Origin of the sequence: Methylobacterium guangdongense (assembly GCF_038442355.1) — a bacterium.
Lineage (GTDB): Bacteria > Pseudomonadota > Alphaproteobacteria > Rhizobiales > Beijerinckiaceae > Methylobacterium > Methylobacterium guangdongense.
Genome location: NZ_JBBXMX010000003.1, coordinates 363,681 through 387,961, shown reverse-complemented (window position 1 = coordinate 387,961; position 24,281 = coordinate 363,681). Strand labels below are relative to the sequence as shown.

Annotated in this window: 31 protein-coding genes; 13 read left to right on the top strand and 18 right to left on the bottom strand. The window is 69.2% G+C overall.

What is annotated here, in order from left to right; genetic code table 11:
* Positions 1 to 15 precede the first annotated feature (15 nt).
* The 7 genes from AAHG09_RS08960 to AAHG09_RS08930 form a co-directional block, all read right to left on the bottom strand.
* On the bottom strand, positions 16 to 654 hold the full coding sequence (locus tag AAHG09_RS08960) for a hypothetical protein (protein WP_342106726.1): 639 nt from the start codon (positions 652 to 654) through the stop codon (positions 16 to 18).
* Between the two features lie 14 nt (positions 655 to 668).
* Positions 669 to 1,562, bottom strand: a complete 894-nt coding sequence (locus AAHG09_RS08955; RefSeq protein ID WP_342106725.1) for an ABC transporter permease — start codon at positions 1,560 to 1,562, stop codon at positions 669 to 671.
* A gap of 43 nt (positions 1,563 to 1,605) precedes the next feature.
* Entirely contained in the window at positions 1,606 to 2,349 is a 744-nt protein-coding gene (locus AAHG09_RS08950; protein WP_342106724.1) for an ABC transporter ATP-binding protein, read from the bottom strand.
* Positions 2,346 to 2,588, bottom strand: a complete 243-nt coding sequence (locus AAHG09_RS08945) for a hypothetical protein (protein WP_342106722.1) — start codon at positions 2,586 to 2,588, stop codon at positions 2,346 to 2,348. Before AAHG09_RS08945 ends, AAHG09_RS08950 begins: the two co-directional genes overlap by 4 nt.
* Complete coding sequence (locus AAHG09_RS08940; protein ID WP_342106832.1) at positions 2,588 to 3,013, bottom strand: cupredoxin domain-containing protein; 426 nt, start codon at positions 3,011 to 3,013, stop codon at positions 2,588 to 2,590. Before AAHG09_RS08940 ends, AAHG09_RS08945 begins: the two co-directional genes overlap by 1 nt.
* A gap of 64 nt (positions 3,014 to 3,077) precedes the next feature.
* Positions 3,078 to 4,061, bottom strand: a complete 984-nt coding sequence (locus tag AAHG09_RS08935; RefSeq protein WP_342106721.1) for a YVTN family beta-propeller repeat protein — start codon at positions 4,059 to 4,061, stop codon at positions 3,078 to 3,080.
* Between the two features lie 121 nt (positions 4,062 to 4,182).
* Positions 4,183 to 5,415, bottom strand: a complete 1,233-nt coding sequence (locus AAHG09_RS08930) for an ABC transporter substrate-binding protein (RefSeq protein ID WP_342106719.1) — start codon at positions 5,413 to 5,415, stop codon at positions 4,183 to 4,185.
* A gap of 213 nt (positions 5,416 to 5,628) precedes the next feature.
* Here AAHG09_RS08930 and AAHG09_RS08925 point away from each other — a divergent pair, with 213 nt between their 5' ends.
* From AAHG09_RS08925 to AAHG09_RS08895, 7 genes are read left to right on the top strand one after another with little or no spacing between them, the layout of a single operon-like run.
* The gene (locus AAHG09_RS08925) at positions 5,629 to 6,156 is read left to right on the top strand and encodes a DUF3280 domain-containing protein (RefSeq protein WP_342106718.1); all 528 of its coding nucleotides are present in this window, start codon (positions 5,629 to 5,631) and stop codon (positions 6,154 to 6,156) included.
* A 27-nt stretch (positions 6,157 to 6,183) separates the two neighbouring features.
* Positions 6,184 to 6,885, top strand: a complete 702-nt coding sequence (locus tag AAHG09_RS08920) for a (5-formylfuran-3-yl)methyl phosphate synthase (protein WP_342106716.1) — start codon at positions 6,184 to 6,186, stop codon at positions 6,883 to 6,885.
* Positions 6,882 to 7,457, top strand: coding sequence for an amino acid kinase family protein (locus AAHG09_RS08915; RefSeq protein ID WP_342106715.1), 576 nt, complete (start codon positions 6,882 to 6,884; stop codon positions 7,455 to 7,457). Before AAHG09_RS08920 ends, AAHG09_RS08915 begins: the two co-directional genes overlap by 4 nt.
* A complete protein-coding gene (locus tag AAHG09_RS08910) occupies positions 7,454 to 9,016 on the top strand; it encodes a DUF6513 domain-containing protein (RefSeq protein WP_342106714.1) in 1,563 nt (520 codons plus the stop codon). The genes AAHG09_RS08915 and AAHG09_RS08910 overlap by 4 nt, the downstream gene beginning before the upstream one ends.
* A 4-nt stretch (positions 9,017 to 9,020) precedes the next feature.
* Positions 9,021 to 9,611 carry a DUF447 domain-containing protein gene (locus AAHG09_RS08905; protein WP_342106713.1) on the top strand — a complete coding sequence of 197 codons (591 nt, stop codon included), beginning with the start codon at positions 9,021 to 9,023 and terminating at the stop codon, positions 9,609 to 9,611.
* 21 nt (positions 9,612 to 9,632) lie between these two features.
* Positions 9,633 to 10,166, top strand: a complete 534-nt coding sequence (locus AAHG09_RS08900; RefSeq protein ID WP_342106711.1) for an SRPBCC family protein — start codon at positions 9,633 to 9,635, stop codon at positions 10,164 to 10,166.
* Positions 10,163 to 11,110: a YncE family protein gene (locus tag AAHG09_RS08895; RefSeq protein WP_342106710.1), complete on the top strand. Its 948-nt coding sequence runs from the start codon at positions 10,163 to 10,165 to the stop codon at positions 11,108 to 11,110. The genes AAHG09_RS08900 and AAHG09_RS08895 overlap by 4 nt, the downstream gene beginning before the upstream one ends.
* A gap of 23 nt (positions 11,111 to 11,133) precedes the next feature.
* On the opposite strand, the gene AAHG09_RS08890 is transcribed toward AAHG09_RS08895, so the two are convergent.
* The 8 genes from AAHG09_RS08890 to AAHG09_RS08855 all read right to left on the bottom strand — a co-directional run bounded on the left by AAHG09_RS08890 (position 11,134) and on the right by AAHG09_RS08855 (position 16,804).
* Positions 11,134 to 11,334 (bottom strand): hypothetical protein, encoded by a 201-nt coding sequence (locus tag AAHG09_RS08890; RefSeq protein WP_342106709.1) that lies wholly within the window; start codon positions 11,332 to 11,334, stop codon positions 11,134 to 11,136.
* Between the two features lie 73 nt (positions 11,335 to 11,407).
* Positions 11,408 to 12,601: a poly(ethylene terephthalate) hydrolase family protein gene (locus tag AAHG09_RS08885; protein WP_342106708.1), complete on the bottom strand. Its 1,194-nt coding sequence runs from the start codon at positions 12,599 to 12,601 to the stop codon at positions 11,408 to 11,410.
* A gap of 427 nt (positions 12,602 to 13,028) precedes the next feature.
* The gene (locus AAHG09_RS08880) at positions 13,029 to 13,241 is read right to left on the bottom strand and encodes a hypothetical protein (RefSeq protein WP_342106707.1); all 213 of its coding nucleotides are present in this window, start codon (positions 13,239 to 13,241) and stop codon (positions 13,029 to 13,031) included.
* Between the two features lie 76 nt (positions 13,242 to 13,317).
* Positions 13,318 to 13,773 (bottom strand): response regulator, encoded by a 456-nt coding sequence (locus AAHG09_RS08875; protein WP_342106831.1) that lies wholly within the window; start codon positions 13,771 to 13,773, stop codon positions 13,318 to 13,320.
* A 291-nt stretch (positions 13,774 to 14,064) separates the two neighbouring features.
* Positions 14,065 to 14,949, bottom strand: a complete 885-nt coding sequence (locus AAHG09_RS08870) for a dienelactone hydrolase family protein (protein WP_342106706.1) — start codon at positions 14,947 to 14,949, stop codon at positions 14,065 to 14,067.
* 127 nt (positions 14,950 to 15,076) lie between these two features.
* Entirely contained in the window at positions 15,077 to 15,481 is a 405-nt protein-coding gene (locus tag AAHG09_RS08865; protein ID WP_342106704.1) for a hypothetical protein, read from the bottom strand.
* A 107-nt stretch (positions 15,482 to 15,588) separates the two neighbouring features.
* Positions 15,589 to 16,047: a DUF192 domain-containing protein gene (locus tag AAHG09_RS08860; RefSeq protein WP_342106830.1), complete on the bottom strand. Its 459-nt coding sequence runs from the start codon at positions 16,045 to 16,047 to the stop codon at positions 15,589 to 15,591.
* A gap of 151 nt (positions 16,048 to 16,198) precedes the next feature.
* Entirely contained in the window at positions 16,199 to 16,804 is a 606-nt protein-coding gene (locus AAHG09_RS08855; protein WP_342106703.1) for a cold-shock protein, read from the bottom strand.
* 351 nt (positions 16,805 to 17,155) lie between these two features.
* Here AAHG09_RS08855 and AAHG09_RS08850 point away from each other — a divergent pair, with 351 nt between their 5' ends.
* Positions 17,156 to 18,169, top strand: coding sequence for a DUF1624 domain-containing protein (locus AAHG09_RS08850; protein ID WP_342106701.1), 1,014 nt, complete (start codon positions 17,156 to 17,158; stop codon positions 18,167 to 18,169).
* Between the two features lie 16 nt (positions 18,170 to 18,185).
* Here AAHG09_RS08850 and efp read toward each other — a convergent pair whose 3' ends face one another.
* Positions 18,186 to 18,809 (bottom strand): elongation factor P, encoded by a 624-nt coding sequence (efp, locus tag AAHG09_RS08845; RefSeq protein WP_342106829.1) that lies wholly within the window; start codon positions 18,807 to 18,809, stop codon positions 18,186 to 18,188.
* Between the two features lie 119 nt (positions 18,810 to 18,928).
* Between efp and epmA the strand changes: the two genes are divergently transcribed.
* The 5 genes from epmA (at position 18,929) to AAHG09_RS08820 (ending at position 23,209) form a co-directional block, all read left to right on the top strand.
* A complete protein-coding gene (epmA, locus tag AAHG09_RS08840) occupies positions 18,929 to 19,984 on the top strand; it encodes an EF-P lysine aminoacylase EpmA (protein ID WP_342106828.1) in 1,056 nt (351 codons plus the stop codon).
* The gene (locus AAHG09_RS08835; RefSeq protein ID WP_342106700.1) at positions 19,981 to 21,024 is read left to right on the top strand and encodes a lysine-2,3-aminomutase-like protein; all 1,044 of its coding nucleotides are present in this window, start codon (positions 19,981 to 19,983) and stop codon (positions 21,022 to 21,024) included. Before epmA ends, AAHG09_RS08835 begins: the two co-directional genes overlap by 4 nt.
* 16 nt (positions 21,025 to 21,040) lie before the next feature.
* Positions 21,041 to 21,652 (top strand): glutathione S-transferase family protein, encoded by a 612-nt coding sequence (locus AAHG09_RS08830; protein ID WP_342106827.1) that lies wholly within the window; start codon positions 21,041 to 21,043, stop codon positions 21,650 to 21,652.
* Positions 21,653 to 21,737: 85 nt separating this feature from the next.
* A complete protein-coding gene (locus AAHG09_RS08825; protein ID WP_342106699.1) occupies positions 21,738 to 22,385 on the top strand; it encodes an RraA family protein in 648 nt (215 codons plus the stop codon).
* The gene (locus AAHG09_RS08820; RefSeq protein ID WP_342106698.1) at positions 22,382 to 23,209 is read left to right on the top strand and encodes a YdcF family protein; all 828 of its coding nucleotides are present in this window, start codon (positions 22,382 to 22,384) and stop codon (positions 23,207 to 23,209) included. The genes AAHG09_RS08825 and AAHG09_RS08820 overlap by 4 nt, the downstream gene beginning before the upstream one ends.
* On the opposite strand, the gene AAHG09_RS08815 is transcribed toward AAHG09_RS08820, so the two are convergent.
* Positions 23,152 to 23,454, bottom strand: coding sequence for a DUF3253 domain-containing protein (locus AAHG09_RS08815; RefSeq protein WP_342106696.1), 303 nt, complete (start codon positions 23,452 to 23,454; stop codon positions 23,152 to 23,154). The genes AAHG09_RS08820 and AAHG09_RS08815 overlap by 58 nt on opposite strands.
* Positions 23,451 to 24,212, bottom strand: a complete 762-nt coding sequence (locus tag AAHG09_RS08810) for a DUF599 domain-containing protein (protein WP_342106695.1) — start codon at positions 24,210 to 24,212, stop codon at positions 23,451 to 23,453. The genes AAHG09_RS08815 and AAHG09_RS08810 overlap by 4 nt, the downstream gene beginning before the upstream one ends.
* Positions 24,213 to 24,281: the final 69 nt, after the last annotated feature.

The window sequence follows — 24,281 nt, the reverse complement described above, 5'->3', positions numbered from 1 at the left end:
CGAACCCGACCGGCGTCAGAGCTTGGCCTGGATCATCCGTGCGATCTCGCCCAGCCTCTGCTCCAGCAACTGCGGAACTTCGCAGACGTAGGTGAGCGACTGGCTGCGCTCCTGGAAGATGCGGCGGTCCCAGGCGAACTTGGTCTCGAGCTCCGACTGGTCCTTGGGCAGCTCGGTGGCGTCGGTCGCGCTCGGCGCGTCCTTGGTCTGGCTGATCTTATCGGCCTCGTCGCGGATCCGCTCGGCCATCCGGCGCTGGCCCTGCGCATAGCGGGCGATACCGCCCACGACCTTGTCGCGCTCGCCGTTGATGACCTCGAAGACGCCCGCGTAGACCCGGGTTAGCGCCTTGTCCTTCGCCTCCTTGTCGGTGCCGAACTTGCCGGCGAAGTCAGTCAGCAAAGGGTCGACCTGCGAGAGCTCGGTGCGCCGCGAGGCGATCTTCTGCGCCAGCACGGCGGCGTCGTTGTCGCTGCCCCAGTCGCCAGCCGCCGCGATGTCCGGCCCCGTCCAGAGCTGGCCGGGGCTCAGCGTCGCGACCTTGCGCTGGACGCAGGGCCAGTCTGGATCGGTCTTGGGCTGGGCCAGGGCCGGACCGGCCAGGAGGGTCAAGGCGAGGGCTGAGCCGAGCAGGCGGCGGGCGATACGGTTCATCGGGAAGGGCTCCATCAGGGGGTCTCGCCGGCCGGGCCGCCGCGCCGGGCCATGATGCCGCGGCCGGGATCGTAGGCGACCACCGCCATGCCGAAGAACGCGAGCGTGACGCCCACGACGACGGCGCAGGCCACGGGCTCGAACTGAACGTAGAGGGCGTAGCGGACGAGCTGGACCGCGTGGCTGAACGGGTTGAGCTCGCAGATCCAGTAGAGGGTCTCGGAGGATTCACGGATCCGCCACAGGGGGTAGAGGGCGGACGAGGCGAAAAACATCGGGAAGATCACGAAGTTCATCACGCTCGCGAAGTTCTCGAGCTGGCGCACCAGCGAGGAAAGGAACAGGCCGATCGCGCCGAGCATCAGGCCTGAGGCCAGGAAGGCCGGGAGCGCCGTCAGGTAGCCGAGGGGCGGAATGTCGGTTTCCCAGAAGTAGGCGACAGCCAGGAACGCGTAGGCCTGCACGATCGACACGGCGACGCCGGCGATCAGCTTGGCGAGCAGGAGCAGCCAGCGCGGATAGGGCGAGGTCAGCAGGACCTTCATGGAACCGACCTCGCGGTCGTAGACCATCGAGAGCGACGATTGCATGCCGTTGAACAGCTGGATCATCACGGCGAGGCCGGGCACCACGTAGACCTCGTAGAGCACGTAGGTCTGGTAGGGCGGCTCGATCGAAACGCCGAGCGTGTTGCGAAACCCCGCCGCGAAGATGAACAGCCAGACCAGCGGACGGACCAGCGCGGAGAAAAACCGCTCCTTCTGATTGAAGAAGCGCAGCAGCTCGCGCCGGACGATGCCGCCGAGGCAGATCAGGTAGCCGACCGTGTCGAGCCGGCCGATCCGGGCCGGCGCGGCGCGGGGGGGCACCGTCGCCACCGGCTTGGAGACATGCGTCGGCGCCGTCATGGATGATGCCCTCGATCCTGAGATCCGCCGCTCGTCCGTACGCTCATGCCGCCGCCCTCCCCGGCTCCGACACGATACGGCGGAACGCGTCGGCGAGCGCCTCGCCGGGCGCGCCGATATCGCCGGCCCGGCCCCGGGCGACGATCCGGCCGCGATGGAGCACGATCGCGTCGTCCTCGGGGGAGATTTCCTCGAAGATGTGGGTCGCCCAGAGGACCGACAGGCCTTCCTCGCGCACCAGCGCCCGCACGATCGCCACGATGTCGGCGCGCGATTCGAGGTCGAGGCCGACCGTCGGCTCGTCGAGGAGCAGCAGGTCCGGCCGGTGGATCAGCGAGCGGGCGATCTCGATGCGGCGCGACTGGCCGCCCGAGAGCGTTCGGACCTTGTCGTGCCGCCGGTCGGCGAGCCCGACCCGGTCGAGGAGCAGACCGACCCGCTCCTTGCCGGCGCTGCGGGCGATGCCGTGCAGGCTCGCATGGTAGAGGAGATTCTGCTCGACGGTCAGGTCGGTGTCGAGGGTGCGCGCCTGGAAAACCACACCGAGCCGCGCCAGCGCCCGGGAGGGTTCGCGGTCGAGGGCGTGGCCGAAGATCGAGACCCGTCCGGTCTGGTTGTTGTAGAGGCGGGTGATCACGGAGAAGAGCGTGGTCTTGCCCGCGCCGTTGGGACCCAGCAAAGCCGCGAACCGCCCGCGGCCCACGTCGAGCGACACGTCGTCGAGGGCGGCCCGGGCGCCGAAGCGATGGCCGACATGCTCGACCCGCAGGGCCGCCTCGGCGCTCATCGGCCCAGCACCTTCCGGGCGTCGGCGACGGCGTCGAGGCATTCGTCGAACTCGCCCTCCTTCTGCTCCCGCTCGGCGACCCGCAGGGCCTTGCGAAGCTTGGGCAAAGCCGTCTCAGGCGGGTTGAGCGCCAGGGCGTCGCGGATCATCGTGATGCCCTCGGCGCAGGCCGAGGCATCATCGGCGGCGCAGGCGGGACCAGCGAGGACCAGCGTCGAAGCGAGAAGGATTGCGCGCATCACTTCACCGTCAGCGTGCCGGTCATGCCCTTCGACTCGAGGCCATGCGCCGCCCAGGTGTAGGTGCCCGGCTTGATCGCCACGAACTCGATGGCGATCTCGCCCGGATCGTCGAACTCCAAGTGATCGGGCGGTCCGCCGCCGTGGATCTCCTTGTGCTCGATCACGATTTGATTGAACCAGATGTACCGGAAGAACTCGGGAGCATAGAACTTATACTCCTGATGGCCCTTGGCGACGATGCGCAGACGGTAGGCCTTGCCGGATTCGAGCGTGATGTCCTTGTTCTCGACCACGAAGTCGTTGCCCTGATCGTCGCCCAGGACGAGATCGGGCAGGTTCTCGCGCTTCTTGGTGAGATCCAGCGCCAGGGCCGGACCGGCAGCGAGCAGCCCCGCGCAGGCGAGCGCCGCCAATCGAACCATTCGCATCGTGTCGCTTCCCACCCTTCGCCGCCGGTCGAGCGGTCTTGATTGCTACGAGTCCCGGTCAGTTCGGCGAGATCGCCACGCCCCAGGGCAGCAGGCCGACCGGAATGCTCTTGATCACCTTCTCGGAGGCCACGTCGATCACCGAGACGTCGTTGGAGGTGCCGTTCGTGGTGAACAGCTGCTTCTGGTCGGGCGTGAAGGCCAGCTGCCAGACGCGCTGACCCACCGGCAGATACTTCTCGACCTCGTAGGTCTTGGCGTCGATCACCGCCACGCGGTTGGCCGGGCCCAGCGCCACGAAAGCCTTCGATCCGTCCTTGGTGATCCGGATGCCGACCGGCTGGATCGCCTCGTCGTTCACGCTCGGGATCTTGAAGGTAATCTTCTTGATGACCCGGCGCTGGGCCACGTCGATCACGCTTACCGTGCCGCCGACCTCGGCGGACACCCACAGGAACTTGCCGTCTGCCGTGAACTCCGCGAAGCGCGGTCGGGCATCCACCAGCACGTTGTCGATGACCTGGAAGGTCTTCGTGTCGATGAAGTGGGCCATGTTGGTCGTCTCGGAGGTGTTGACCAGGATCTTCCCGTCCGGCGACAGGCCCATCCCCTCCGGCTCGACGCCGACCGGCACCTCGGCCAGCACCTTGTTCTTCTCGATGTCGATGATGGTGACTTGGCTGTCGTCCTCGTTGGCCACGTAGAGCGGGGTGCCCGAGGCATCGAGGATGAACTGCTCCGGATCCGGTCCGGAGCGAAGCGAGCGGACCACCTTGCCGGTGCTGGTGTCGAGCACGTCGATGCGGTCGTCGTCGCTCGCGCAGACGAACAGCTCCTTGCCGTCCTTGGACAGGGTCACGCCGCGGGGGCGCCGACCGACCTTCCACGTGGCGGTCACCGCCATCGTGCTGGAATCGATGACGCTGACCGAATTGCCCTTCTCGTTGGTGACGTAAGCCGTGAAGGCAGCGGCCGGACCGCAGAGGGCAACCCACGTGCCGAGGGCGACAACGCTCAGTCCTGCCTCGATGCGGCGGCTCATGCCATTCCCTTCCCTTGCGTCTTCGCGGCGTCCCCGAAGGACGTTCTCGCGAGCCAATAGTAGTGCGATATCCGCGCGTTGCGAGGGTCAGGGCCGCTCGACAACGCCGCAGGCGCGTCCGTCACTTGAATTTGCAGGTGGTCTCGGGGAGATCCACCCCCAGCGTGTCGAGGGGCGTGCGCTGGTGCAGGAAGCCCTGTTCGGGCGCCACCGAGACCAGGGCCTTCGGCTGGACCACGATGATCGCCTGCCGCAGCTGGTGATCCCAGGGGCGGAAGCTCAGCGGGACGCCCTTGTAGGCCGGAAGGGTGAATTCGGGCGTGACGAGATACGGCTCGATCACCGTCGGATCGTTGGTCTTCTTGGCGGTCACCGCCTCGCCCACCGTCCGCACCGCGGCCCAGACCTGATAGTCGAGGGGGCGCATCAGTCGCCCGGCGAGGCGGCGGAACCGGTTCTGCGCCTGAGCGGCGCCCCAGGTTTCGAGGACGGGGGACCACGTGGTCGGGGTCAGCGCCTGCGTGCCGCCGACCGGCCGGGGATCGACCGTGCGGTAGGGGACGTAGTCGCCCCAATCGCCCTCCTCGTCGGCCACGATCGCCATGTCGTAGTCGAGCCCCCGGGTGAACACCATCGCCTCCGCGCGGGTCGGCGTGTCGCCCCGGGCCTTGGCCAGGGGCCCGAAGGTCCAGGGCTTCTCGGCCGTGATCTTGAGGGCGAACTTTCGTGCGGAGTTGCGCACGGCGTCCGCGTAGGCCTTGTCGGCGTCGGTCGGGCCGACGATCAGGAAGAGCTTCCGCCAGCGCATGACCGTCAGGTACTGCGCCAGGGCATCGGTGAGCATCGCCCGGGAGGGCAGGATGTGGAACACGTTGGCCCGGCAATCGGCGCCGCGCAGACGATCGTCGGACGCGCCGGCGTTGAGCACCACGGTGCCCGTATCCTTCACCGCATCGGAGACCGCCAGCACGGCGTCGGCCGGCAGCGCCAGGACGAGATAGCGGATGCCCTTCCCGACGAGTTCCTTGGCGGCGGAGACCGGATCCGGCTTGTCGTCGGTCAGCGCGATGTCGTCGAGGGTGTAGGTCTGCTTGGTGAACCGGCCGGTCGTGTTGTTGTCGGCGATGCCCATCTTGGCGCCGGCCAGACCCTCGTCCTCGGGCGCGGCCTCGGCGTCGTAGGAGGACGGCGCGGGCTGGGGCCGGTAGATCAGGCCGATATGGGTGTCGATCGGGGTCTGCGCGGGCTGCTGCGCCCGCGCCGAGAGCGGCATCAGCGCCAGAAGCGCGAGGCTCGCCCGGAGCCAGTGTCGCAACGGCCGGCGGACGGGTATCTCGGCTGCAGGATTGTGCATAGGCACGGCCTCTACCAGTTTCCGTCCCAACCGCTCTAGTGCGGCTTGTCGTTGCGTCGTTCACGTCCGCGACGACCGGGTGAGCGGCCGTGCATAGGCCCCTCGTGGATCAGGCCGACCGGGAAGTACATTGCCAAAGTGTCCCGTCGCCCGACCTATGGCGCCAGAGAGGCCGCCCGAAGCGGCCGGATCGTCGAGAGGAACGCCCCGACCATGCGTCACCCGTCCCTTCGCGCGGCCGCCGCCTGCGGTCTCCTCGCCCTCGGGGCCGTCCAGCCCGGCATCGCCTGGGCCGCCGAGAAGGCGGCCGTGTTCCCGGTGGAGCTGTTCGAGCCGGGCGCTTCCTATGGGGCGCGGGCGCGGCCGGCCGATACCCGGAAATTGACCCTCGTGACCGACGAGCTGCGCAAGGCCCTGCACGATCAGGCCGGGCTGGAGATCGTCGACACGGCGCCGAAGGCCGACACCGTGGCCAAGGAGGGGCCGCTCTACAAGTGCAACGGCTGCGCGGCGGACATCGGCAAGAGCCTGGGTGCGGACCTCGTCGCGACGGGTTATGTGGAGAAGGGATCGGGCCAGATCTTCAACCTGAACGTCACCATCGCCGAAGCCGATACCGGCAAGGTCGTGCGCGGCGGGCAGGTCACGATCCGGGCCGACACCGACGATACCTGGGCCCACGCGATGCGCTGGGTGGTGAAGAACCGCCTGCTCGCCGAGCCGCTGCCCGGGAAGTCCTGAGTTCTTCGTCAACACCCTGAGTCATCCGTGTCCGCGTCCAACGCCCAGCTCAGCCCCCTGCCCCGCCTGCTCGTCAGCGTCCGCGATCCGGCGGAAGCCGAGGCGGCGCGGCTCGCGGGCGCCGACCTGATCGACGCCAAGGATCCCGAGCGCGGGGCGCTGGGCGCCCTCGATCCGAGCCGCGTGCGCGAAATCGTGAACCGGGTGGCTGGCGGCGCGGTGACCAGCGCGGTGGCCGAGCCGACGCCCGAAGCGATCGCCGCCCTGGCGGCCACCGGCGTCTACTGGGTGAAGACCGGTCTCGACGCAGGCCGCCGCCGTGAGCCTACCGCGTTCACGGACCTCACCGGAGCGGCGCCTAAACGCCTGATCGCCGTCCTGTTCGCAGAGGATGGCCCCGCGGCCGACCTGGTTCCGGCCCTGGCCCGGGCCGGCTTCGCGGGTGCGATGATCGACACGGCCGGTAAGCGGGGCGTTCGGCTCCCCGATCTCGTCGAGCCGGCCGATCTCGCGTCCTTCACGCAGGCCTGTCGCGCCCACGGCCTGATGAGCGGTCTCGCGGGGTCGCTGCGCGTCATCGACATCGCGCCCCTGGCCGAGCACGGGCCGGATTATCTCGGTTTCCGCGGCGGCCTGTGCCGCGACTTCGACCGCCGCAACGGCATCGACCCCCTGCGGATCGCCGAGGCGCTGCGGGCGCTGCGCCCCAACCAGCGGGACGCCGCGTGATCACCGTCATCAAGATCGGCGGCAGCCTGGAGGCGGATCCGCATCGGCGGCGTGTCCTGCTGACCGAGATCGCGGACGGCGCCTTCGGGCGCTGCATCGTCGTGCCGGGCGGCGGCACCTTCGCGGGCCTCGTCCGGTCCGCCCAGGCGCGCGAAGGCTTCAGCGACGCCGAAGCGCATCGCCGTGCGCTGGACGCCATGAGCGACGCGGCCGGCATCTTCCGCGGGATCGAGTCGCGCCTCGTGCAGACCCTGGAGCCCTGGGCCGAGGCCGCGACGCCCACGGCGCGCATCTGGAATCCGCGCCTGCTGCGCGCCGGCCATCCCGACATCCCCGAAACCTGGGACGTGACCTCCGACAGCCTCGCCCTCTGGCTCGCCGGGCGGGTCGCCGCGAAACGCTGTGTGCTGGTGAAATCCGTCGACGCGCCGCCTGGACAGGACGCTGCCGCCCTCTCCGACAGCGGTCTCGTGGACGCGGCCTTCCCGGCCTTCGCGGCCCGCTACGGCGGCCCGATCGAGATCTGGGGGCCGACCCGGCGCGTCGCCGTCGCGCCGAGGGATGCCGCGTGAGCGCGCCCGAGCACATCGTCTTCGTCACCGGCCGTCTTGCCCGGGCGCGGCTGGAGAAGGTCGCGGCCGGCCTGCCGGAGAAGTTCCGCTGGAGCATCGCGGATGCCGGCGTGAAGGTCGCCGCGCTGATGACCGAGGAGATCATCCGCCGCCGGGTCGAGCTGCCCGAAGGCGCGACCCGGGTGATCCTGCCGGGCCGCTGCCGGGCGAACCCGGAGCATCTGGCCGCCCATTTCGGCGTGCCGGTCGAGCGGGGCCCCGACGAGGTGGTCGATCTCCCGGCCTGGCTCGGGCTGTCGGCCCGGAAAGTCGATCTCTCCCGCCACGACCTGCGGATCTTCTCCGAGATCGTCGATGCCTCGAAGATGAGCGTCGCCGAGATCCTGGCCAAGGGACAGGACCTCGCCCGGAGGGGCGCCGACGTGATCGATCTCGGCGGCCTGCCCGATACGCCGTTCCCGCATCTCGAGGACTCCGTGCGTGCGCTGAAGGGCGCCGGGCTCAAGGTCAGCGTCGATTCCTTCTCCCGCGAGGAGCTGGCCCGCGGCGCCGGGGCCGGGGCCGATTTCCTGCTGAGCCTGAACGAGGAGACCCTCGACCTCGCCTTCGAGACCGATGCCGTACCCGTGCTGGTGCCGACGCGCCCCGACGACCTGCCCTCCCTCGACCGGGCGATCGAGCGGATGCTCAAGGCCGGCCGCCCGTTCCTCGCCGACCCGATCTTGGAGCCGATCCACCACGGCTTCGTGGATTCGATCGCCCGCTACCGCGAGACCCGCGACCGCTGGCCCGACATCGCCATGATGATGGGCACCGGCAATCTCACCGAACTGACCGAGGCGGATTCGCTGGGCGTCACCGCGCTCCTCGTCGGCATGTGCTCGGAACTGGCGATCCAGAACGTGCTGATCGTCCAGGTCTCGAACCACACCCGCCGCACCGTCGAGGAGCACGACGCGGCCCGGCGGGTGATGTACGCCGCCAAGGCGGATTCGGCCCTGCCCAAGGGATACGGCCGGGCCCTGCTGGCGCTTCACGACAAGCGGCCCTTCGTGCAGACCTCCGAGGAGATCGCCCAGGCCGCCGCGGAGGTGCGCGATCCGAATTACCGGATCGCGGTCGCGGAGGACGGCATTCATGTCTACAACCGCGACATCCACAGGGTCGGCACCGACGCGATGGCGTTCTTTCCCGAACTCGATGTCGCCAGCGACGGCGCCCACGCTTTCTATCTCGGGGCCGAACTCGCCAAGGCCGAGACCGCATGGCGGCTCGGCAAGCGCTACGTGCAGGACGAGCCGTTGGACTGGGGCTGCGCCGCCGACGCCGAGGTCGAGGATGCGACTGCGTTCAAGAAGGCCGGCCACACGCGCCATTCCGGCCCCGATGCGCCCCCGCCGGGCACCCGGGACGCGCGGCTCGTGAGCCCCGAGGCCGATGCGACGCCGCCGGAGACCATCCCCGAGGAGGCCGCCCGCGCCGAGGTAGTGCCCGAGCGTCCGCAGGCGCCGAAGACGAAGCTCGTCTGCGGCCGGCTGGTGCCGGCGGACCAAGCGTAAGCCGATGCCGCTGATCCTCGAGACTATCGTCACGACGCTCTCCCCCGCGGGCGAGCTGCACCTCGTGCCCTTCGGGCTGATCGGCGAGGCGGACGGCTACGTGCTGGCGCCGTTCCGACCCTCGCCGACGATCGTCAATCTGGAAGCGAACCCCTGCTTCGCGGCCTCCAGCCCCCGCGACATCCGGGTGATCGCCGGGGCGGTCACCGGCCGGCGCGACTGGCCGACCGTGGCCTGTGAGGCCATTGCGGGGCGGCGCCTCGCCGACAGTTTCGGCCATGCGGAGTTCGACGTCGCGACGGTCGAGGACCACGCAACCCGGCCGCGCTTCCGGGGCCGCATGGTCCACAGTCAAGCCCACGCGCCGTTCATCGGCTATAACCGCGCGCAGGCGGCAGTCCTGGAGGCTGCCATTCTTTCGACCCGGCTCCACATGCTGGAACCCGAGAAGGTGTTGACGGAGATGGCCTACCTCGCCATCGCCGTGGGCAAGACCGCCGGACCCCGCGAGCGCGAGGCCTGGGGTTGGATCGAGGACAAGGTCGCGGCGGCGCTCGGCCCCGAGGCACGGGTTCTCGGTCGCGACGACCGCTGAGCGCGGGAGGAGAAGGACACAATGAAAAAAATCACCCTGGCCTTGGCGGCCACTGCGGCGCTCGTAGCCGCGACCGCGCAGGCCCATGGCCCGACCCGGCGCAAGATCCAGGAGTCGATCGAGATCAACGCGCCGGCCGACAAGGTTTGGGCGGTCGTTGGCGACCTGAAGAACGCCGATTGGATGCAGAACGTCACCAAGACCGAGCTCAACGGCGATCCGGCCGGCAAGTTCAAGCGGACCTTGACGCTGAAGAATGGCGACCAGATCTCCGAGACCAGCAACAAGTACAAGCCCGACGATAAGATTTTTTCATACTACATCGACAAGGTCGACGTGAAGGACCTCCCGGCCAACGATTATTCGGCTACGATCACGGTCGAGCCGGAGGGCGCCGACAAGTCGAAGGTCGAATGGAAGGCTGCCTTCTATCGCGGCTACATGAACAACGATCCGCCGCCCGAGCTCAACGACGAAGCTTCCGAGAAGGGCGTCGGCGACTGGATCAAGGCGAGCCTCGCCAACCTGAAGGCCAAGGTCGAGAAGGGCTCGTGAATCGGGGCCGGGCGGCGCTCGCCGCCCTTGCCCTCTCGGCAAGCGTCGCCCGCGCCGAGCCGGCGCGGGAGGCGATCGTCACCGCGCAGCTCGGCGGGGCGATCGAGGTCGTCGACCTCGCCGCCGGGAAGGTCGTGCGCCGCATTCCGGTCGATGGGGCGCCCGCAGGCATCGCCCTGTCGGCGGATCACAAGCGCGCCTACGTAACCCGTCCCGAGGGCCATGGGATCGCGATCATCGATCTTGATGCCGGCACGATCCTGTCCGAGGTCGCGCTCCCCGGCGGCCCGCTCGGCATCGCGGCGGACCCTTGGGGCGGCCGGGTCTACGTCGCCGACTGGTACGGACACCGCCTGTTCGTCCTGAATGAGCACGGCAACACCCTGGTCCCGGACGGCGAGATCGCGGTCGGGGCTTCGCCTTCCGGTATTGCAGTGAGCCCGGACGGGGCGACGCTGTACGTGGCCAATCGCGAGGCCGATACGGTCTCGGTTGTCGACGTGGCGGCGCGGCGGGAGACCAAGACCATCCCGGTCGGCCAGCATCCATTCGGCATCACCCTCGACGCGACCGCCGGCCGCGCCTACACGGCCAACGTCACCGGCGACGATGTCTCGGTGCTCGATCTGGCGGCGGGCCGCGAGATCGGGCGGGTACCGACGGGCCGGCGGCCGTACGTGATCGCGCTGTCCCATGGGCGCGGCTTCGTCACCGACCAGTATGCCGGCAGCGTCACGGTCTTCGATCTCAAAACGCTCAAGCCGATCACCGATATCGACGTCGGCGATCATCCGGAAGGCATCGAAGCCGATGCGGACGGCCACATATTCGTGGCCAACTGGGGCGACAACACGGTGAGCGTGCTCGACGCAGCCACGCTCAAGGTGACGCGCACCATCCCGACCGGCGACGGCCCGCGCTCCTTCGGAACCTTCCTGCGGTGATCAGCCCGAGGTGACGGGAACCCTCAGAGGGACTCGCGTCTCGGCCCCCGCCGGTAGGCGATCCGCGCGGCGACCAGGGCACCCCCGATCTGCAGGAAGCCGGTTTCGCCCAGGTCGGACGGGCCAAGATGGGCCTGGACCAGTCCGCGCGTGAGCGCGTTCAAGGCGAGCAGGGCCAGACAGAAGGCCGCCGCGGCGAGCAGGCTGGCGACGAACTCGGGCATCGATTCGCTCCCGTTTCGAACGGGATCAGCCTAGCAAACCATGCGCCAAGGCCAAGCTGCCCGGCTCGAACGGTCAGCGGCCGCGCGCAGACGCGGCGGGTTTGGCCGCGGCGGGCTGGACCGCCGGCTTGGCTTGAGCCGCCGGCGCCGGGCGCGGCGTCTCCACGAAGAGCCGCTTCACCGGCCAACCATCGCTCCAGCGCTCCATATCGGCGAGCCGCGGGTTGTTCTTGAGCGTTGTCGCGTCCGAGCCCGCAAACGCAGCCGCGGCGGCAAGGTCGAAGGTTTTCCAGAAGCCGAGATAATCCAGCGCATCCACGCGGGCGAGGTTGACCTGGGCTACCAGCGTCTGCTGCTCGCCCGTGAGCGCCATTTCGGGCGACCAGCGGAAGGGGGGCGGCTTCGTCGTGTCCTTCGGTGCGTCCTTCGGCTCCGGATCCGGTTTGATGGCGCCGCCATCATAGGCCGTATCCACGCCCGCCGGCGCCGCCAGCGTCGCGGTGAGCGCCGGAAAACCGTGATCGTCCGAGAGGATCCGGACGAACAACTTGCGATCAACGGGTACCGAAGTCGCCTCGCGCAGCAGGCGCTTCGCGGCGAGGTCGGCTGCTCTCGTATCTTTGTCGCCCACCATGGTGACGATGATCGTGGCGGGGTCGATCGCCGCGAGATCGCCCAGCGTGATGCCCCGCGATTTCGGCCCGCTCGCGATGCCGCCCGGCGTCACCGCAAAGACCAGCTTCGGCACGGGCAGGCCGTGGGCCTTGGCGTCGGCCGCGAGATCCATGGCCAGCGGCGCACCGGCCAGATGGCCGATCAGCGCGACACGGTCGCGGTTCGGCTTGGCATCGTTATCCGCCGCGAGATCCGCGAGGGCGGCCTTGACGAGTGCTTCGGCGTTGGCAGGCGCATCGGCGGGGCGCGTCCGGTTCAGCTCCTGGAAGCGGGGCAGGATGACGAGCCAACCCTGGCGGGTGAGATGATCGATCCAGGCCCCGTAGCTCTGCGGGTTCACGATGCCCCAGCCGTGCAGGAACACGGCGACGGGGCGGCCGCCCTCGGGGGCAGCCCCGGTGGCATAGAAGGCGTAGCTGCTCGCGGTGCCGCGCCCGAGCAGGCGCTTGACCACCGTGGCCTTCCGATCACCGATGCCCCCGGGCCCTTCCGCCGGCTGAGCGGGAGGCGCTGCCGCCTCAGCCGAAAACGCGCCGGCCAGGATCATGATCGCGGCCGCGGCGAGCGACTCGCGAAGAGCGGGGAGACGCATGAAGGGCTCGATTGAGAAACGCCTGCGCCGGCAGGATTGATGGCGCTGAATAGCAGATTCTCACGTCTTGGCGACCCGGTGGCGTCGGAGCATCCGCCCCTGTGCACCGGGTGTTATTCAACGCCGATACGATGATTTGGAGTCTCAACGCAGATACGGAGCGCATGAGCCGGTTGCCCTGACGGTCCTCGACGGCAGACAAGAATGCCCCGGATGCGCTTGAGATCTGCATTCCCAATCCGAGGTTCGGAGCGCAGCGAAGGCCTCGAAGGCGCCCTACAGACAGCTGTCGGATTTCTGGAATCGCCCTCCGAGCCTGATCTACGGTTCTCTCAGGCTCACGGAAGCGTTTGACGCCAGCTCATGGTCGACCACTGCCGTCTCGCCGAAATCTCTCGTTGGATGAACCGCCGAGCCTCCGTCGAAGTTACGCGACGTGATCGCTTCCGCTCGGAAGCACAAAATCGAGCCGGCGTGCCAGCGCGGTCAGCATGTGCGGCAACGCGTCGTCCGCCTCGCCGTAGACCGACCGCAACTCCTCGCCAACCGACGCTAGAACGACGATTTCGGCTGCCTCGCTCGTTTCCCAGGAGCCGGCGCGACCCAGGGAGTCGGCGTGGTTGGCAGCGACAATCTTCATGACGACGCCTATCGATCCCTGTGCTGCGAACGACCCGGTGCCGCGCTCCGGGAGTGGCGTCAACGATGCCGCGGCTTCAAGTTTCCAGGCCGGAGCTGATAATGTTGCCGCCCGGACCGAGGATCGACGGGCCGGCGCCACCGGATGGACGACCTGCCGCCTGCTCGACCCAGGCGAGGATATCTTCGGCGCGCCAGGGCTTCGGGATGAAGGTCGCCGAGACCCGCAGATCACTCGGCTGGTCGCCCGCATCGCCGGAGGTCAGGAGCACGCGCACCCGTGGCCAGGTCACGCCAATGATCCGCGCCAGCTCGAAGCCGCCGATCGGACCGGGCGTGCGGACGTCCGAGAAAACGACGCTTACCTCGTCCGCCCGGTCGTTGAGGATGGCGAGCGCGCGGTCGGCGGTCTCGGCCTCGATCACGGTGAAACCAGTATCTTCCAGGAGGGTGGCCGCGAGGAATCGCTCGTCGGGCTGGTCCTCCACGACGAGGATCACGGGCTTCCGGCCGGTGTGTACCGAATCGCTCATGGGCCAGGACACTCTACAGGGGCTGAACGGCGGCCGCCGCAATCGGTTCAACGCTTTATCGCGGCGGTCGACCGGACCCGCGCTGGCACGGAGCCTCCTATGATCCTTGCATATTAAAGAAGTTGTGTTTGTGTCCTGAGTAACACAGAGGTCCAGGAACGCCCGGATACGGCCCCAGGATCACCCACGTAAGCCGAGATCCGTCAGTGTCGCGCCCGATCGCCGGTGGTTTCGAGCCGTTGTTCTGATGCACGCTCCCGCACCGAACCGGGATCGACTTGTCCGAGCAGCTCAGCCGACGCCATGCGCCTTCAGGAAGGCCAGAGCACGCGCCCATCCATCCTCGGCGGATTCGCGGCGATAGCTCGGGCGGTAATCGGCGTGAAAGCCGTGCGGCGCATCGGGAAAGATCACCAGCTCGACGCTTTTTCCCGCCGCCTTCGCGCGGTCACGCGCGTCCTCGACGGAAGCGACGGGGATACCCGTGTCGGCGCCCCCGTAGAGCGCCAGCAGCGGCGCGTTGATCTCGGCGGCGACGTCACCGGCCGTGCGGGGCTGGATGTCCGTCCGCTCGCCGCCGACCGGCCCGTACCACGCCACGGCCGCCTTCAAGTCGTGACGGTGGGCGGCGTAGAGCCACACATCGCGCCCGCCCCGGCACCAGCCCATGACCGCGAGCCGCTGTGCGTCGCCCTTGGCGGCCGATGCGGCCCAAGCCGCCGTCGCGTCGAGGTCGCCGATCCACTGCGCGTCCGGCGTCTTCGAGATGACGTCGCGGATGATGATCTTGGGATCGGTCATCATCGAGAGATCGCCCTGACGGGCATAGAGCTCTGGCGCAACAGCGCAGTACCCAGCCTTGGCGAGGCGCCGGCAGACATCCTTGATGTAATCGTGGACGCCGAAGATTTCCTCGATCACCAGGACGATCGGGAAGGGCCCCGCTCCTTCAGGAACGGCCCGATAGGCCGGCATCGGACCGTCGGCGGCCGGGATCTTCACCTCGCCGGCCTCGATGCCGGCGGTGTCGGTGTGGATGACCTGTGCTTCGACGCGGGTGGTCGCCAGCGTCAGGCCGCTCATCAGGCTGGTCATGACGAAGCCCCGTCGCGACAGGGGCGGCGTGATCAGCCCCTCGAGCCCTTCGGTGCTGCCGATGGTGCCTTGCTCCGCCATGCGGTATCTCCCTGATCGCTCGGGGTAGAGGTACCGTGTTTGGCGGCCATCGTCTCCCCAGGGTAGGCCGGCGCGTCCTAATGCCCGACATTCGGGCTCATCGCGCCCGGCGCGCCTGTCGGGGCGATCAGGCGCCCGCGGCCGTCAGGGCGCGGATCGCGGGCCGCGCGGCGACCCGGACCGTCGCCGGCGCCTCGCGCGGCTGCAGCATGTCGGCCAGGGTCACGAAGGTTTCGGCAGCCGGCGAGACGACCGCGCGGATCCCGTAGCCGAGGGCGAACGACCGGATCAGCTCGGCATCGCGGGCGATGCCGAAGCGATCGAGCGCTGCGAGGAAGGCCTCGCGGAACAGGCTGGGCCGGCACCAGCGCTTCTCGGCCATCTGCAGCGGCCAGTCCCAGAGGCCCTCGGCGCGCCGGGTCGCAAGCGCACCGCGTGCGATGAAATATCCGGTGTCGCGGTGCTCGATCCCGTCCGCCTGCACGGACCAGTCATCGTTGCCGAACAGTTCGGCCTGGGCCACGTCGCTCATCGGGTTCTCCGCGCCGTCCCGGCGTTCCGAAGCATCAGAACATTGACGGAACACTGGCGCGGATCCCCGCGTTGGTCAAGGCATTTGTTCCCGGTGCGTTCGCGACGTCATCGTCTTTGGAACAGCGCGTGCTCGACCCGGTCTCCCGGCTTGATCCCGAGCTTGGCTGCCGTGCCGGCGTTGAGCTCGAGCACCGCGCTGACCGGGCTCCCCGAAGGAATGATCGCCGTGGAGAGCGGCTCCGTATCGGCTGCGATCCGGCTGATCGTGCCATCGGGTTGGATGAAGACCATGTCGAGCGGGAGATAGGTGTTCTTCATCCACATCGTGACGGGCTCGGCCCGCTCGAAATCGAACAGCATCCCGTGATCGGCCGCCATGTGCCGGCGGAACATCAGGCCGCGGGACCGCCCGGCATCGTCGCGCATCACTTCGACCTCGAAGCGCTTCGCCCCCGACTTCGTCGCGATCGTCAGCGGCTCCGTCTTCGACGCGGGCGCCTGCGCTTGAGCCTGCGCGCGGGCCACGGAGTCCGGGGTGACGGCGATGAGGCCGAGGCCGACCATGGCCGCAGCCGCCGTGAGGCGGAACAGGATTCTCACAGGCTGAAGCCTCTCGAGGAACGATGCGCGGGGCACCCGCAGCTTGCCGCTCACATAGGCCAGGAATCCCGCCGGGGGAATCCGGCTGGACCCATCGGGACGCGGCCGAAGGGCCCTAATGCGAAGCCGGCAGCGTCCCGTCGATCAGCCGGACCTCGGCCGCCATGACGCCCTTCGAGCCGTCGCCGTAACGCACCAGCACCGCCTCGCCGGGCTTCAACTCGGCGATCCCGTACCGGCGCAGTGTTTCCATATGCACGAAGATGTCGGGCGTGCCGTCGCCCCGGGTCAGGAAGCCGAAGCCGCGCAGGCGGTTGAACCACTTCACCACGGCGGTCTCCAGGCCGCTGGTCGGCGTCACGGTCACGTGCGTGCGCGGCAGAGGCATCTCCGACGGATGGACCGCCGTCGCCTGATCGAGGGAGATCACCCGGAAGGCCTGCCAGCCGCGGGGCCGCTCCACCGCCTCCACGACAATGCGCGCGCCCTCGCTCGCCGCCTGATAGCCGTCCCGCCGCAGGCAGGTGACGTGGAGCAGGATGTCCGGCGCGCCGTCATCCGGCACGATGAAGCCGAACCCCTTCGCGACGTCGAACCACTTGATGTGGCCGGCCACCTCGATGAGCTCCAGGGCCTCGTCTTCGCGGAGGCCCGCCTCGCCGGTGCGCAGGCTCGTTCCCCGTTCGGGGTTCTCCGGCCCAGATCCGCGTTCGTCAGACATGGCCGAGCAACCTACCGTGAATCACGCCGCGCCGTTTCCCCGCAAGATTAACGAAGTCCTGACTCGCGGGAAGCCCGTTTCGCTGGCAGGCCAGCTTGGCCGAGTTGCAATCTCGGCGCGTGTATGCGCGGCGGCAACAGTCGTTTGGCCGCAGATGGCGCGCGCAAACGCACCGCGACGCCTGCGCAGCGCGCACAGGGGTGGCCAGCCCGAACGACCCGCGGACGATCTGGGCCGCGGTTCACGTTTGCGAGAGCCGGACACCGGCTCTCGGCGACACCCCGTTGCCCGCCCGCAAGCCACCGCAGCCCCTTGGCAGGGCCCGGGCTGCCGTGATTTGGGTTCGCCGACATGTCCGCCGACGCAGCCCCTGCCCTTCGTGCGCTCGCCTCCCCCGCCGAAGCCCGCCATCGCCGCCTGCCGGTGATCGATGCGGCTCGGGCCACGGCCCTCGTGGCCATGGCGAGCTATCACACCCTTTGGGACCTGGGATATCTGCGGCTGACCGCAGAGAACTACGCCGTGACGCCGGCCGGGCATCGGGCCGCCGAGATGATCGCCGGCAGCTTCCTCGTGCTGGTCGGTGTTGGGCTCGTGCTGATGAACGGCGGCGGCATCCGGCTGCGGCCGACCCTGCTGCGCCTGGCCCGGGTCGGTGGCGGTGCCCTCCTGGTCACCCTGGGCACATGGCTGGCGTTTCCGGATGCCTACGTGTTCTTCGGCATCCTGCACTGCATCGCCGTGTCGAGCGTGCTGGGGCTCGCCTTCCTGTATCTGCCCGTCCCGGTGACGGCGGTCGCAACGGCGCTGGTGCTGGCGGCGCCGTATGTCGTGCACGCGGCGTTCCTCGACGCGCCCGTCCTGCTCTTCCTGGGCCTCGGCGCGGTGCCGCCGCGGACGAACGATTACGTGCCGCTGTTTCCGTGGTTCGGGCTGGTGCTTGCCGGGATCGTCCTCGGCCGGATCGGGCTGCCGAGGCTCGCCGGTTCGCGCCTCGGCGCCTGGGCCCCAAGCTCGGCCTTCGGGCGTGGTATGACCCTCCTGGGTCGCCACAGCCTCGCCTTCTACCTAGTCCATCAGCCGGTGCTGCTCGCCCTGCTCACCGGCGTGGTGAGCCTGACCGGTGCCAACCCCCGCGCGGGCCTGCAGGCGTTCCGGGCCGACTACGTGAGGATCTGCACCCGCACCGGCGGCGAGCCGCCGCTCTGCCGGATCGCCGCCCGCTGCACCTCGGACGCGCTGCTGCGCGAGGATCTCTTCCGCGAGGATGGCCGGCCGTTCAGCCCCTCGGAACGGCTGCGGGCCCAGGCGCTCTCACAGGGCTGCTACGCCACCCTGGAGAACGCCGCCCACGCGCCGCGTTGACGTCCGCCTGACTGGCTCAGTCCTTGGCGCGTTCCACGTAGGCCCCGTCGGCCGTCATGACGACGACCCGCGTCCCGGCCGCGATATGCGGCGGCACGGTCGTGCGAACGCCGTTCGAGAGCGTGGCGGGCTTGTAGGACGACGAAGCGGTCTGCCCCTTCAGGACAGGCTCGGTCTCGGCAACCTCCAGGGTCACGCGCTGCGGCAGCTCGATCGTCAGCGGCACGCCGTTGTGGACGGACAGCATGACGGCCATGCCCTCCTGCAGGTAGGGCGCGGCGTCGCCGACCACGTCCTCCGGCACGGCGATCTGCTCGTAGTTCTCGGGGTTCATGAAGTGGAACCCCTCGCCGTCGCTGTACAGGAAGGTGTGCTCGCGATCTTCCACGAAAGCGCGCTCGACCTGCTCGGTCGTCCGGTAACGCTCGGACACCTTCACGCCGTCCGTGATGCGGCGCATGTCGAGCTGGGTCACCGGCGTGCCCTTGCCGGGATGGATGTTCTCGGCGAACAGGATCACGTAGAGCTTGCCGTCCTTTTCGACGACGTTGCCCTTGCGAAGCGTTGAGGCGATCACCTTCACGGAATTGCGTCCTGCATTGACATGGGGGGCGGCACGCGCCAAGCGCGGGCGCTGCATCTCGGACCCCGCCACTATCGCATCTGCGTCCCGGTTGCCAGCGGGCGGCCGATTTGTCGTTGTGAGCCGATGACGGCGCGTCGGCGCCGAGGAAGAGCATGGGCCGGACCGACTTCTCCATGACGGACGCACCTTCGCCCTGGTGGGCCGTCGCGCGTCACGCCGATCGCCGGTCGGCGCTGATCCAGCGCAACCGCCTCACCGCGGCGCTCCGAACCTGGTTCGCCGAGCGGGACTTCGTCGAGGTCGAGGCGGCTTGCCTGCAGGTGTCGCCGGGCAACGAAGCGCATCTCTCGGCTTTCGCTACCGAGGCGATCGGCGCCGGCGGCGCACGCACGCCGCTCTATCTGCACACATCCCCCGAATTTGCCTGCAAGAAGCTGCTGGCCGCCGGCGAGATGCGGCTGTTCAGCTTGGCCCGGGTCTTTCGAAATCGGGAACGGGGCCCTTTGCACCATCCCGAATTCACGATGCTCGAATGGTATCGGGCCGGGGCGCCCTACACGGCGCTCATGACCGACTGCGCCGACTTGCTGAGGCTCGCCGCCGCCACGACCGGAGCGCGCCGCTTCACGTATCGCGGCCGGGACGCAGATCCCTTCGCGGAGCCCGAGCGGCTGACGCTCGCCGAGGCGTTCGACCGTTTCGCCGGCATCGACCTGCTCGCCACCGTATCGCGCAGCGGCGAGACGGATCGGGCGGCCCTCGCTTGCGCGGTGGCCGCCGCCGATCTGCGGGTTGCGCCGGACGACACCTGGGCCGATCTCTTCTCCCGAGTTCTGGTGGCGCGAATCGAGCCGCAGCTCGGCCTCGGGCGGCCGACCATCCTGTGCGAGTATCCCGTGTGCGAGGCGGCCCTCGCCCGGCCGGCACCGCAGGACGGCCGGGTGGCCGAGCGCTTCGAGCTGTATGTCTGCGGGGTCGAGCTCGCCAACGCGTTCGGCGAGCTGACCGACCCGGTCGAGCAGCGTCGCCGGTTCGAGGATGAGATGGCGGAGAAGCTGCGCGTCTACGGCGAACGTTACCCGATCGATGAGGATTTTCTGGCGGCCTTGGCGATGATGCCCGACGCCTCCGGGATCGCCCTCGGCTTCGATCGCCTGGCCATGCTGGCCTGCGGCGCCGCCCGCATCGACGATGTGATCTGGACCCCGGTGGCGGAGACCCAGGCGTGACCCAGGCCCTGCGCAACGCCGAGGATCTGGTCGCCGCCGGCCTGATCTCGGATATCGAGGCCGACATGCTGCGCACGGTCCTCGCGCGCTACGCCATCGCGCTAACGCCCGACATGGCCGAGCTGATCGACCCCTCGGACCCCGACGACCCGATCGCCCGCCAGTTCGTGCCGACCGTCGAGGAAGGCCGGGCCGCGCCCGAGGAACGCGCCGACCCGATCGGCGACGCCGCGCACGCCCCCGTGACGGGGATCGTCCATCGCTATCCCGACCGGGTGCTGCTGAAGCCGCTGCACATCTGCCCGGTCTATTGCCGCTTCTGCTTCCGCCGCGAAATGGTCGGGCCAAACGGGCTCGGGACCTTGAGCGAGGCCGAGCTTCAGGCGGCCATCGCGTATATCGCGCAGGATCCGCGGATCTGGGAGGTCGTCCTGACCGGCGGCGATCCGTTCGCCCTCTCGGCCCGACGTCTCGGCGATATCGCGGAGCGGCTGTCGGCCATCGAGCATGTCGGTGTGATGCGGATCCACACCCGCGTTCCGGTCGTCAAACCCGACACGGTGACGGAGGATCTCGTGCAGGCCCTGCGGCGCTTCCGGGGCGCCGTGTTCGTGGCCATCCACGCCAACCATGCGCGCGAATTCACCCCGGCCGCGCGTGCGGCCTGCGCCCGGCTGGTCGATGCCGGGATCCCGATGGTCAGCCAGACCGTGCTGCTGCGCGGGGTCAACGACGAGGCCGGGACGCTCGAAGCCCTGATGCGGACCTTCGTCGAGAATCGGATCAAGCCCTACTACCTGCATCACGGCGATCTCGCGCCGGGAACGAGCCATCTGCGGACCGGCCTCACGGAGGGACAGGCGCTGATGCGCACGCTGCGCGGACGGCTCTCGGGGCTCGCACAGCCGACTTACGTGCTCGACATTCCCGGCGGCCACGGCAAGGTGCCGGTCGGACCGAACTATCTGTCCGACACTCAGGACGGGCAATCGGTCACCGATCCGGAGGGGCGCGTCCACGCCTATCCGCCCAAAGCGTGAGCATGAAGACGTGACGATGCGGAAACTCTGGGGCCGTCTCACTTCGGTGAACGTGCAGAAGGCGGTCTGGGGGCTCGACGAGGCCGGGCTCGCCTACGAGCGGATCGATGCGGGGGGCGCCTTCGGGATCGTCGCCGATCCGGCCTATCGCGCCCTGAACCCGAACGGCCTCGTGCCGACGCTGGAGGAGGACGGCTTCGTCCTCTGGGAGTCGAACGCGATTCTCCGCTATCTGGCGACCACCAGCCCGGCTCTGGCGCTGCCCGAGGATCCCCGGGCCCGCGCCCAGATCGATCAATGGCTCGACTGGCAGGCGACGACCTTCACGCCCGCCATGCGGGACGCCTTCTGGCAGCTGTTACGCTCGCCCGACCCTGACCGTGCCCTCATCGCCGAGTCGCTGCGCAAGACCGAGGCGCAGGCGGCGATCCTCGACGCCCACCTGACGGATCGGGCCTACGCGGTCGGCGACAGCTTCGGAATCGCCGACATCGCCCTCGGCTGCGCGGCGCACCGCTGGCTGAACCTTCCGGCCGAACGCGTCGAGCGCCCGGCCCTGCGCCGGTGGTACGAGCGGATCGCCGCCCGGGCCGCCGCCGCCCGGGCCCTGGGCGAGCCGATCGGCTAGCGTCTCCGCGGGCTTGCCGTCGCGCGCGCCGGATCCACCTTGGCACAGCGTGCGGCGCGGATCGCACCGCTTGAAGGAAGGCCCGATGGCGATCGACCCGACCCTGCATGACGCGCTTTCCGCGGTGACCACCGCGAGCCTCGCCCGCGCCCTGACGCGGGCGGGCGTCAAGGCGTTCAACCCGAAGGGTCTGTCGGCAGGCGGCGGGACCGCGATCGGGACCGCCTATACCCTGCGGATGATCCCGGCCCGCGACGATGCGGCGGGCGATCTCGCCGCCGCGATCGAAAGCGTGCCCGAGGGATCGGTCGTGGTGATCGAGGCCGGCGGACCAGGGCTGCCCCTGCCCTTCAGCGCCATCCTGGCGGCCCGGCTCGCCCAACGCGGCGCCGTGGGCCTCGTCACCGATGCCGCCCTGCCCGAGGAGATCGGTCTTCCGCACTGGAGCGCCGCCCAGGGCGGGACGGGCACGCTCGCGCTCGTCGGCACGCAACAGCCCGTCACGTGCGGCGGGGCCGCGATCCATCCGGGCGACATCGTCGTGTGTACCGCGGCCGGGATCGTGGCGCTGCCCGTCGCCCTCGCCGAGCGGGTCGCCCTCGAGGCCGTCGAGCAGCAGCGCCTCGATCTCTGGATTCAGCGCGAGGTGGAGCGAGGTGAGAGCCTCGCCGGCCTTCTGCCCCCCGATGCGGCGGCGCTGGAGCGGTTCCAGGCGGAGACAAAGACGGCGTGAACTCCGCGTTCTTCCCGCTCTCGAAGGTGGTCTACTTCCTGATCACCCCCTCCAACTTCTTCATCTTCGCGGTCCTGATCGGCGTGCTGCTGCTCGTGGCGCGGCTTCGCCGGACCGGAAGCATCCTCGCGCTGCTGGGCGCCGCCGGGCTGGCCCTCGGGGGCTTGGCGCCCCTTTCGGAGGCAGTCCTTCTCCCGCTCGAACAGCGCTTTCCGGCGTTCCCGACGGATGGGCCGGCACCCACCGGCATCATCGTTCTGGGCGGCGGGATCGAGGCCGGCCTGTCCGAGGCGCGGGCGCAGGTCATCGTCAACGATGCCGGCGAGCGGCCGATCTATCTGGCCGATCTGGCCCGCCGCTTTCCGGCAGCGCGGCTGGTCTTCTCCGGCGGCAGCGGCTTCATCGGCGGCGGAATCTCGGAGGCCGACATCGTCAGCCGTCAGGCCGATACGATCGGCGTCCCCCGCACGCGCCTGATCCTGGAGAACCGCTCGCGCAACACCCACGAGAACGCGCAGTTCACCGCAGCCCTGGTCCAACCGAAGCCCGGCGAGCGCTGGCTCCTCGTGACATCCGCATGGCACATGCCCCGGGCGGTCGGGTGCTTCCGACAGGCCGGGTTTACCGTCGACGCCTTCCCGGTCGATTACCGGACGCGCGGCTGGGGCGACCTGACCCGCTTCAACGGCTTCGCCTCGGACGGGCTGCTCCAGCTCGATCTGGGGGTGAAGGAGTGGATCGGCCTCGTGGTGTACCGGTGGGCGGGCTACACGCCGGACTGGCTGCCGGGTCCGGAGGCGCGCTCGGGCAGCGCCAGCCGATAGATGCCGCGGAAATCGTCCGGATCCATCGGCTTGCCCTTGCGCAGGATCGCGACGCGGCCGGCATGGGCGAGGCGCACGGCGACCCGGCGCACCGGCTGCATCAGGGGACCCCAGCCGTCCGGATGCGGGCCACCCAGCGCCCGGGCGACCTCGGAGGGACACACTGTCTTGTCCGCCCCTCGCGCGCCCACGAGGCCCAGCATGGTCTTTTCGATCGCCGCGTCGTCCGGTCTTGTTTCGGTCATGTCCGGGCCTCTTCCAGGGGCGGCAGGAGCGGGCCCTCGTGTGGGCCCTCTCCGGCTTCGAGCAGCGCCGCGCGGATCTCGGAGGCGAACTGCCGCCGCCACATGATGACCACCACCGCCGATGTCGAGACGAACAGCACGTAGGGGCTTATGAACCAGCCGAGATAGGCCAGGGCGAAGAAGAACGCCCGCTGCCCACGCGCGAAATGGCGGCCGGCGGTGACGTTCATCGCGGCCAGTCGCCGGACGGCGCGCAGCATCTCGGCCTCCGATGCCCCGGAGCCCTTCGATGGCACTGCGCCGAGCAGGATCGCCGCATAATTGAACAGCCGGTAGGCCCAGGCGAACTTGAAGAAGGCATAGACGAAGACCAGGGCGAGGCCCGCGACCTTCAACTCCCAGGTGAGCCGGCTGGCGACCATGCCGAACGGCAGCGTGGCGAACAGGTTCAGGACGTCGTCACCGGAGCGCGACAGGGTCAGGACCGATCCCAGGGCGATCAGCGAGGTGGACGCGAAGAAGGCGGTGCCGTTCTGCAAGGAGGCGTTGATCTGCGTGTCGACCACCCGGTTGTCGCGGCCGATCACCTGACGCGCCCAGTTCGAGCGGTGGCCGTTCATGATCTGGCTGAGGGAGACCATCCGGCCCCGCAACCGGCCGACGGACAGCCCGTACGCCACCCAGGCGAGGATGAAGTACAGCAGCGCTCCGAGATCCAGGGGCGAGAACGCGGCCTGGCCGGCGGAAAGATCGGTCATGCGTCTCGAATAACGTGTTCGCGGCAAGCCGCGACGCATATCAGCCCCGGCGCCGGCGCAGAAGCCGTC

What these genes read in the sequence shown, in the direction of transcription:
- AAHG09_RS08960 (WP_342106726.1), bottom strand. Translation starts at nt 654, where the DNA reads ATGAACCGTATCGCCCGCCGCCTGCTCGGCTCAGCCCTCGCCTTGACC.
- AAHG09_RS08955 (WP_342106725.1), bottom strand. Translation starts at nt 1,562, where the DNA reads ATGACGGCGCCGACGCATGTCTCCAAGCCGGTGGCGACGGTGCCCCCC.
- AAHG09_RS08950 (WP_342106724.1), bottom strand. Translation starts at nt 2,349, where the DNA reads ATGAGCGCCGAGGCGGCCCTGCGGGTCGAGCATGTCGGCCATCGCTTC.
- AAHG09_RS08945 (WP_342106722.1), bottom strand. Translation starts at nt 2,588, where the DNA reads ATGCGCGCAATCCTTCTCGCTTCGACGCTGGTCCTCGCTGGTCCCGCC.
- AAHG09_RS08940 (WP_342106832.1), bottom strand. Translation starts at nt 3,013, where the DNA reads ATGGTTCGATTGGCGGCGCTCGCCTGCGCGGGGCTGCTCGCTGCCGGT.
- AAHG09_RS08935 (WP_342106721.1), bottom strand. Translation starts at nt 4,061, where the DNA reads ATGAGCCGCCGCATCGAGGCAGGACTGAGCGTTGTCGCCCTCGGCACG.
- AAHG09_RS08930 (WP_342106719.1), bottom strand. Translation starts at nt 5,415, where the DNA reads ATGCACAATCCTGCAGCCGAGATACCCGTCCGCCGGCCGTTGCGACAC.
- AAHG09_RS08925 (WP_342106718.1), top strand. Translation starts at nt 5,629, where the DNA reads ATGCGTCACCCGTCCCTTCGCGCGGCCGCCGCCTGCGGTCTCCTCGCC.
- AAHG09_RS08905 (WP_342106713.1), top strand. Translation starts at nt 9,021, where the DNA reads ATGCCGCTGATCCTCGAGACTATCGTCACGACGCTCTCCCCCGCGGGC.
- AAHG09_RS08900 (WP_342106711.1), top strand. Translation starts at nt 9,633, where the DNA reads ATGAAAAAAATCACCCTGGCCTTGGCGGCCACTGCGGCGCTCGTAGCC.
- AAHG09_RS08890 (WP_342106709.1), bottom strand. Translation starts at nt 11,334, where the DNA reads ATGCCCGAGTTCGTCGCCAGCCTGCTCGCCGCGGCGGCCTTCTGTCTG.
- AAHG09_RS08885 (WP_342106708.1), bottom strand. Translation starts at nt 12,601, where the DNA reads ATGCGTCTCCCCGCTCTTCGCGAGTCGCTCGCCGCGGCCGCGATCATG.
- AAHG09_RS08880 (WP_342106707.1), bottom strand. Translation starts at nt 13,241, where the DNA reads ATGAAGATTGTCGCTGCCAACCACGCCGACTCCCTGGGTCGCGCCGGC.
- AAHG09_RS08875 (WP_342106831.1), bottom strand. Translation starts at nt 13,773, where the DNA reads ATGAGCGATTCGGTACACACCGGCCGGAAGCCCGTGATCCTCGTCGTG.
- AAHG09_RS08870 (WP_342106706.1), bottom strand. Translation starts at nt 14,949, where the DNA reads ATGGCGGAGCAAGGCACCATCGGCAGCACCGAAGGGCTCGAGGGGCTG.
- AAHG09_RS08865 (WP_342106704.1), bottom strand. Translation starts at nt 15,481, where the DNA reads ATGAGCGACGTGGCCCAGGCCGAACTGTTCGGCAACGATGACTGGTCC.
- AAHG09_RS08860 (WP_342106830.1), bottom strand. Translation starts at nt 16,047, where the DNA reads ATGGTCGGCCTCGGCCTCATCGCCGTCACCCCGGACTCCGTGGCCCGC.
- AAHG09_RS08855 (WP_342106703.1), bottom strand. Translation starts at nt 16,804, where the DNA reads ATGTCTGACGAACGCGGATCTGGGCCGGAGAACCCCGAACGGGGAACG.
- AAHG09_RS08850 (WP_342106701.1), top strand. Translation starts at nt 17,156, where the DNA reads ATGTCCGCCGACGCAGCCCCTGCCCTTCGTGCGCTCGCCTCCCCCGCC.
- efp (WP_342106829.1), bottom strand. Translation starts at nt 18,809, where the DNA reads ATGCAGCGCCCGCGCTTGGCGCGTGCCGCCCCCCATGTCAATGCAGGA.
- epmA (WP_342106828.1), top strand. Translation starts at nt 18,929, where the DNA reads ATGACGGACGCACCTTCGCCCTGGTGGGCCGTCGCGCGTCACGCCGAT.
- AAHG09_RS08830 (WP_342106827.1), top strand. Translation starts at nt 21,041, where the DNA reads ATGCGGAAACTCTGGGGCCGTCTCACTTCGGTGAACGTGCAGAAGGCG.
- AAHG09_RS08825 (WP_342106699.1), top strand. Translation starts at nt 21,738, where the DNA reads ATGGCGATCGACCCGACCCTGCATGACGCGCTTTCCGCGGTGACCACC.
- AAHG09_RS08815 (WP_342106696.1), bottom strand. Translation starts at nt 23,454, where the DNA reads ATGACCGAAACAAGACCGGACGACGCGGCGATCGAAAAGACCATGCTG.
- AAHG09_RS08810 (WP_342106695.1), bottom strand. Translation starts at nt 24,212, where the DNA reads ATGACCGATCTTTCCGCCGGCCAGGCCGCGTTCTCGCCCCTGGATCTC.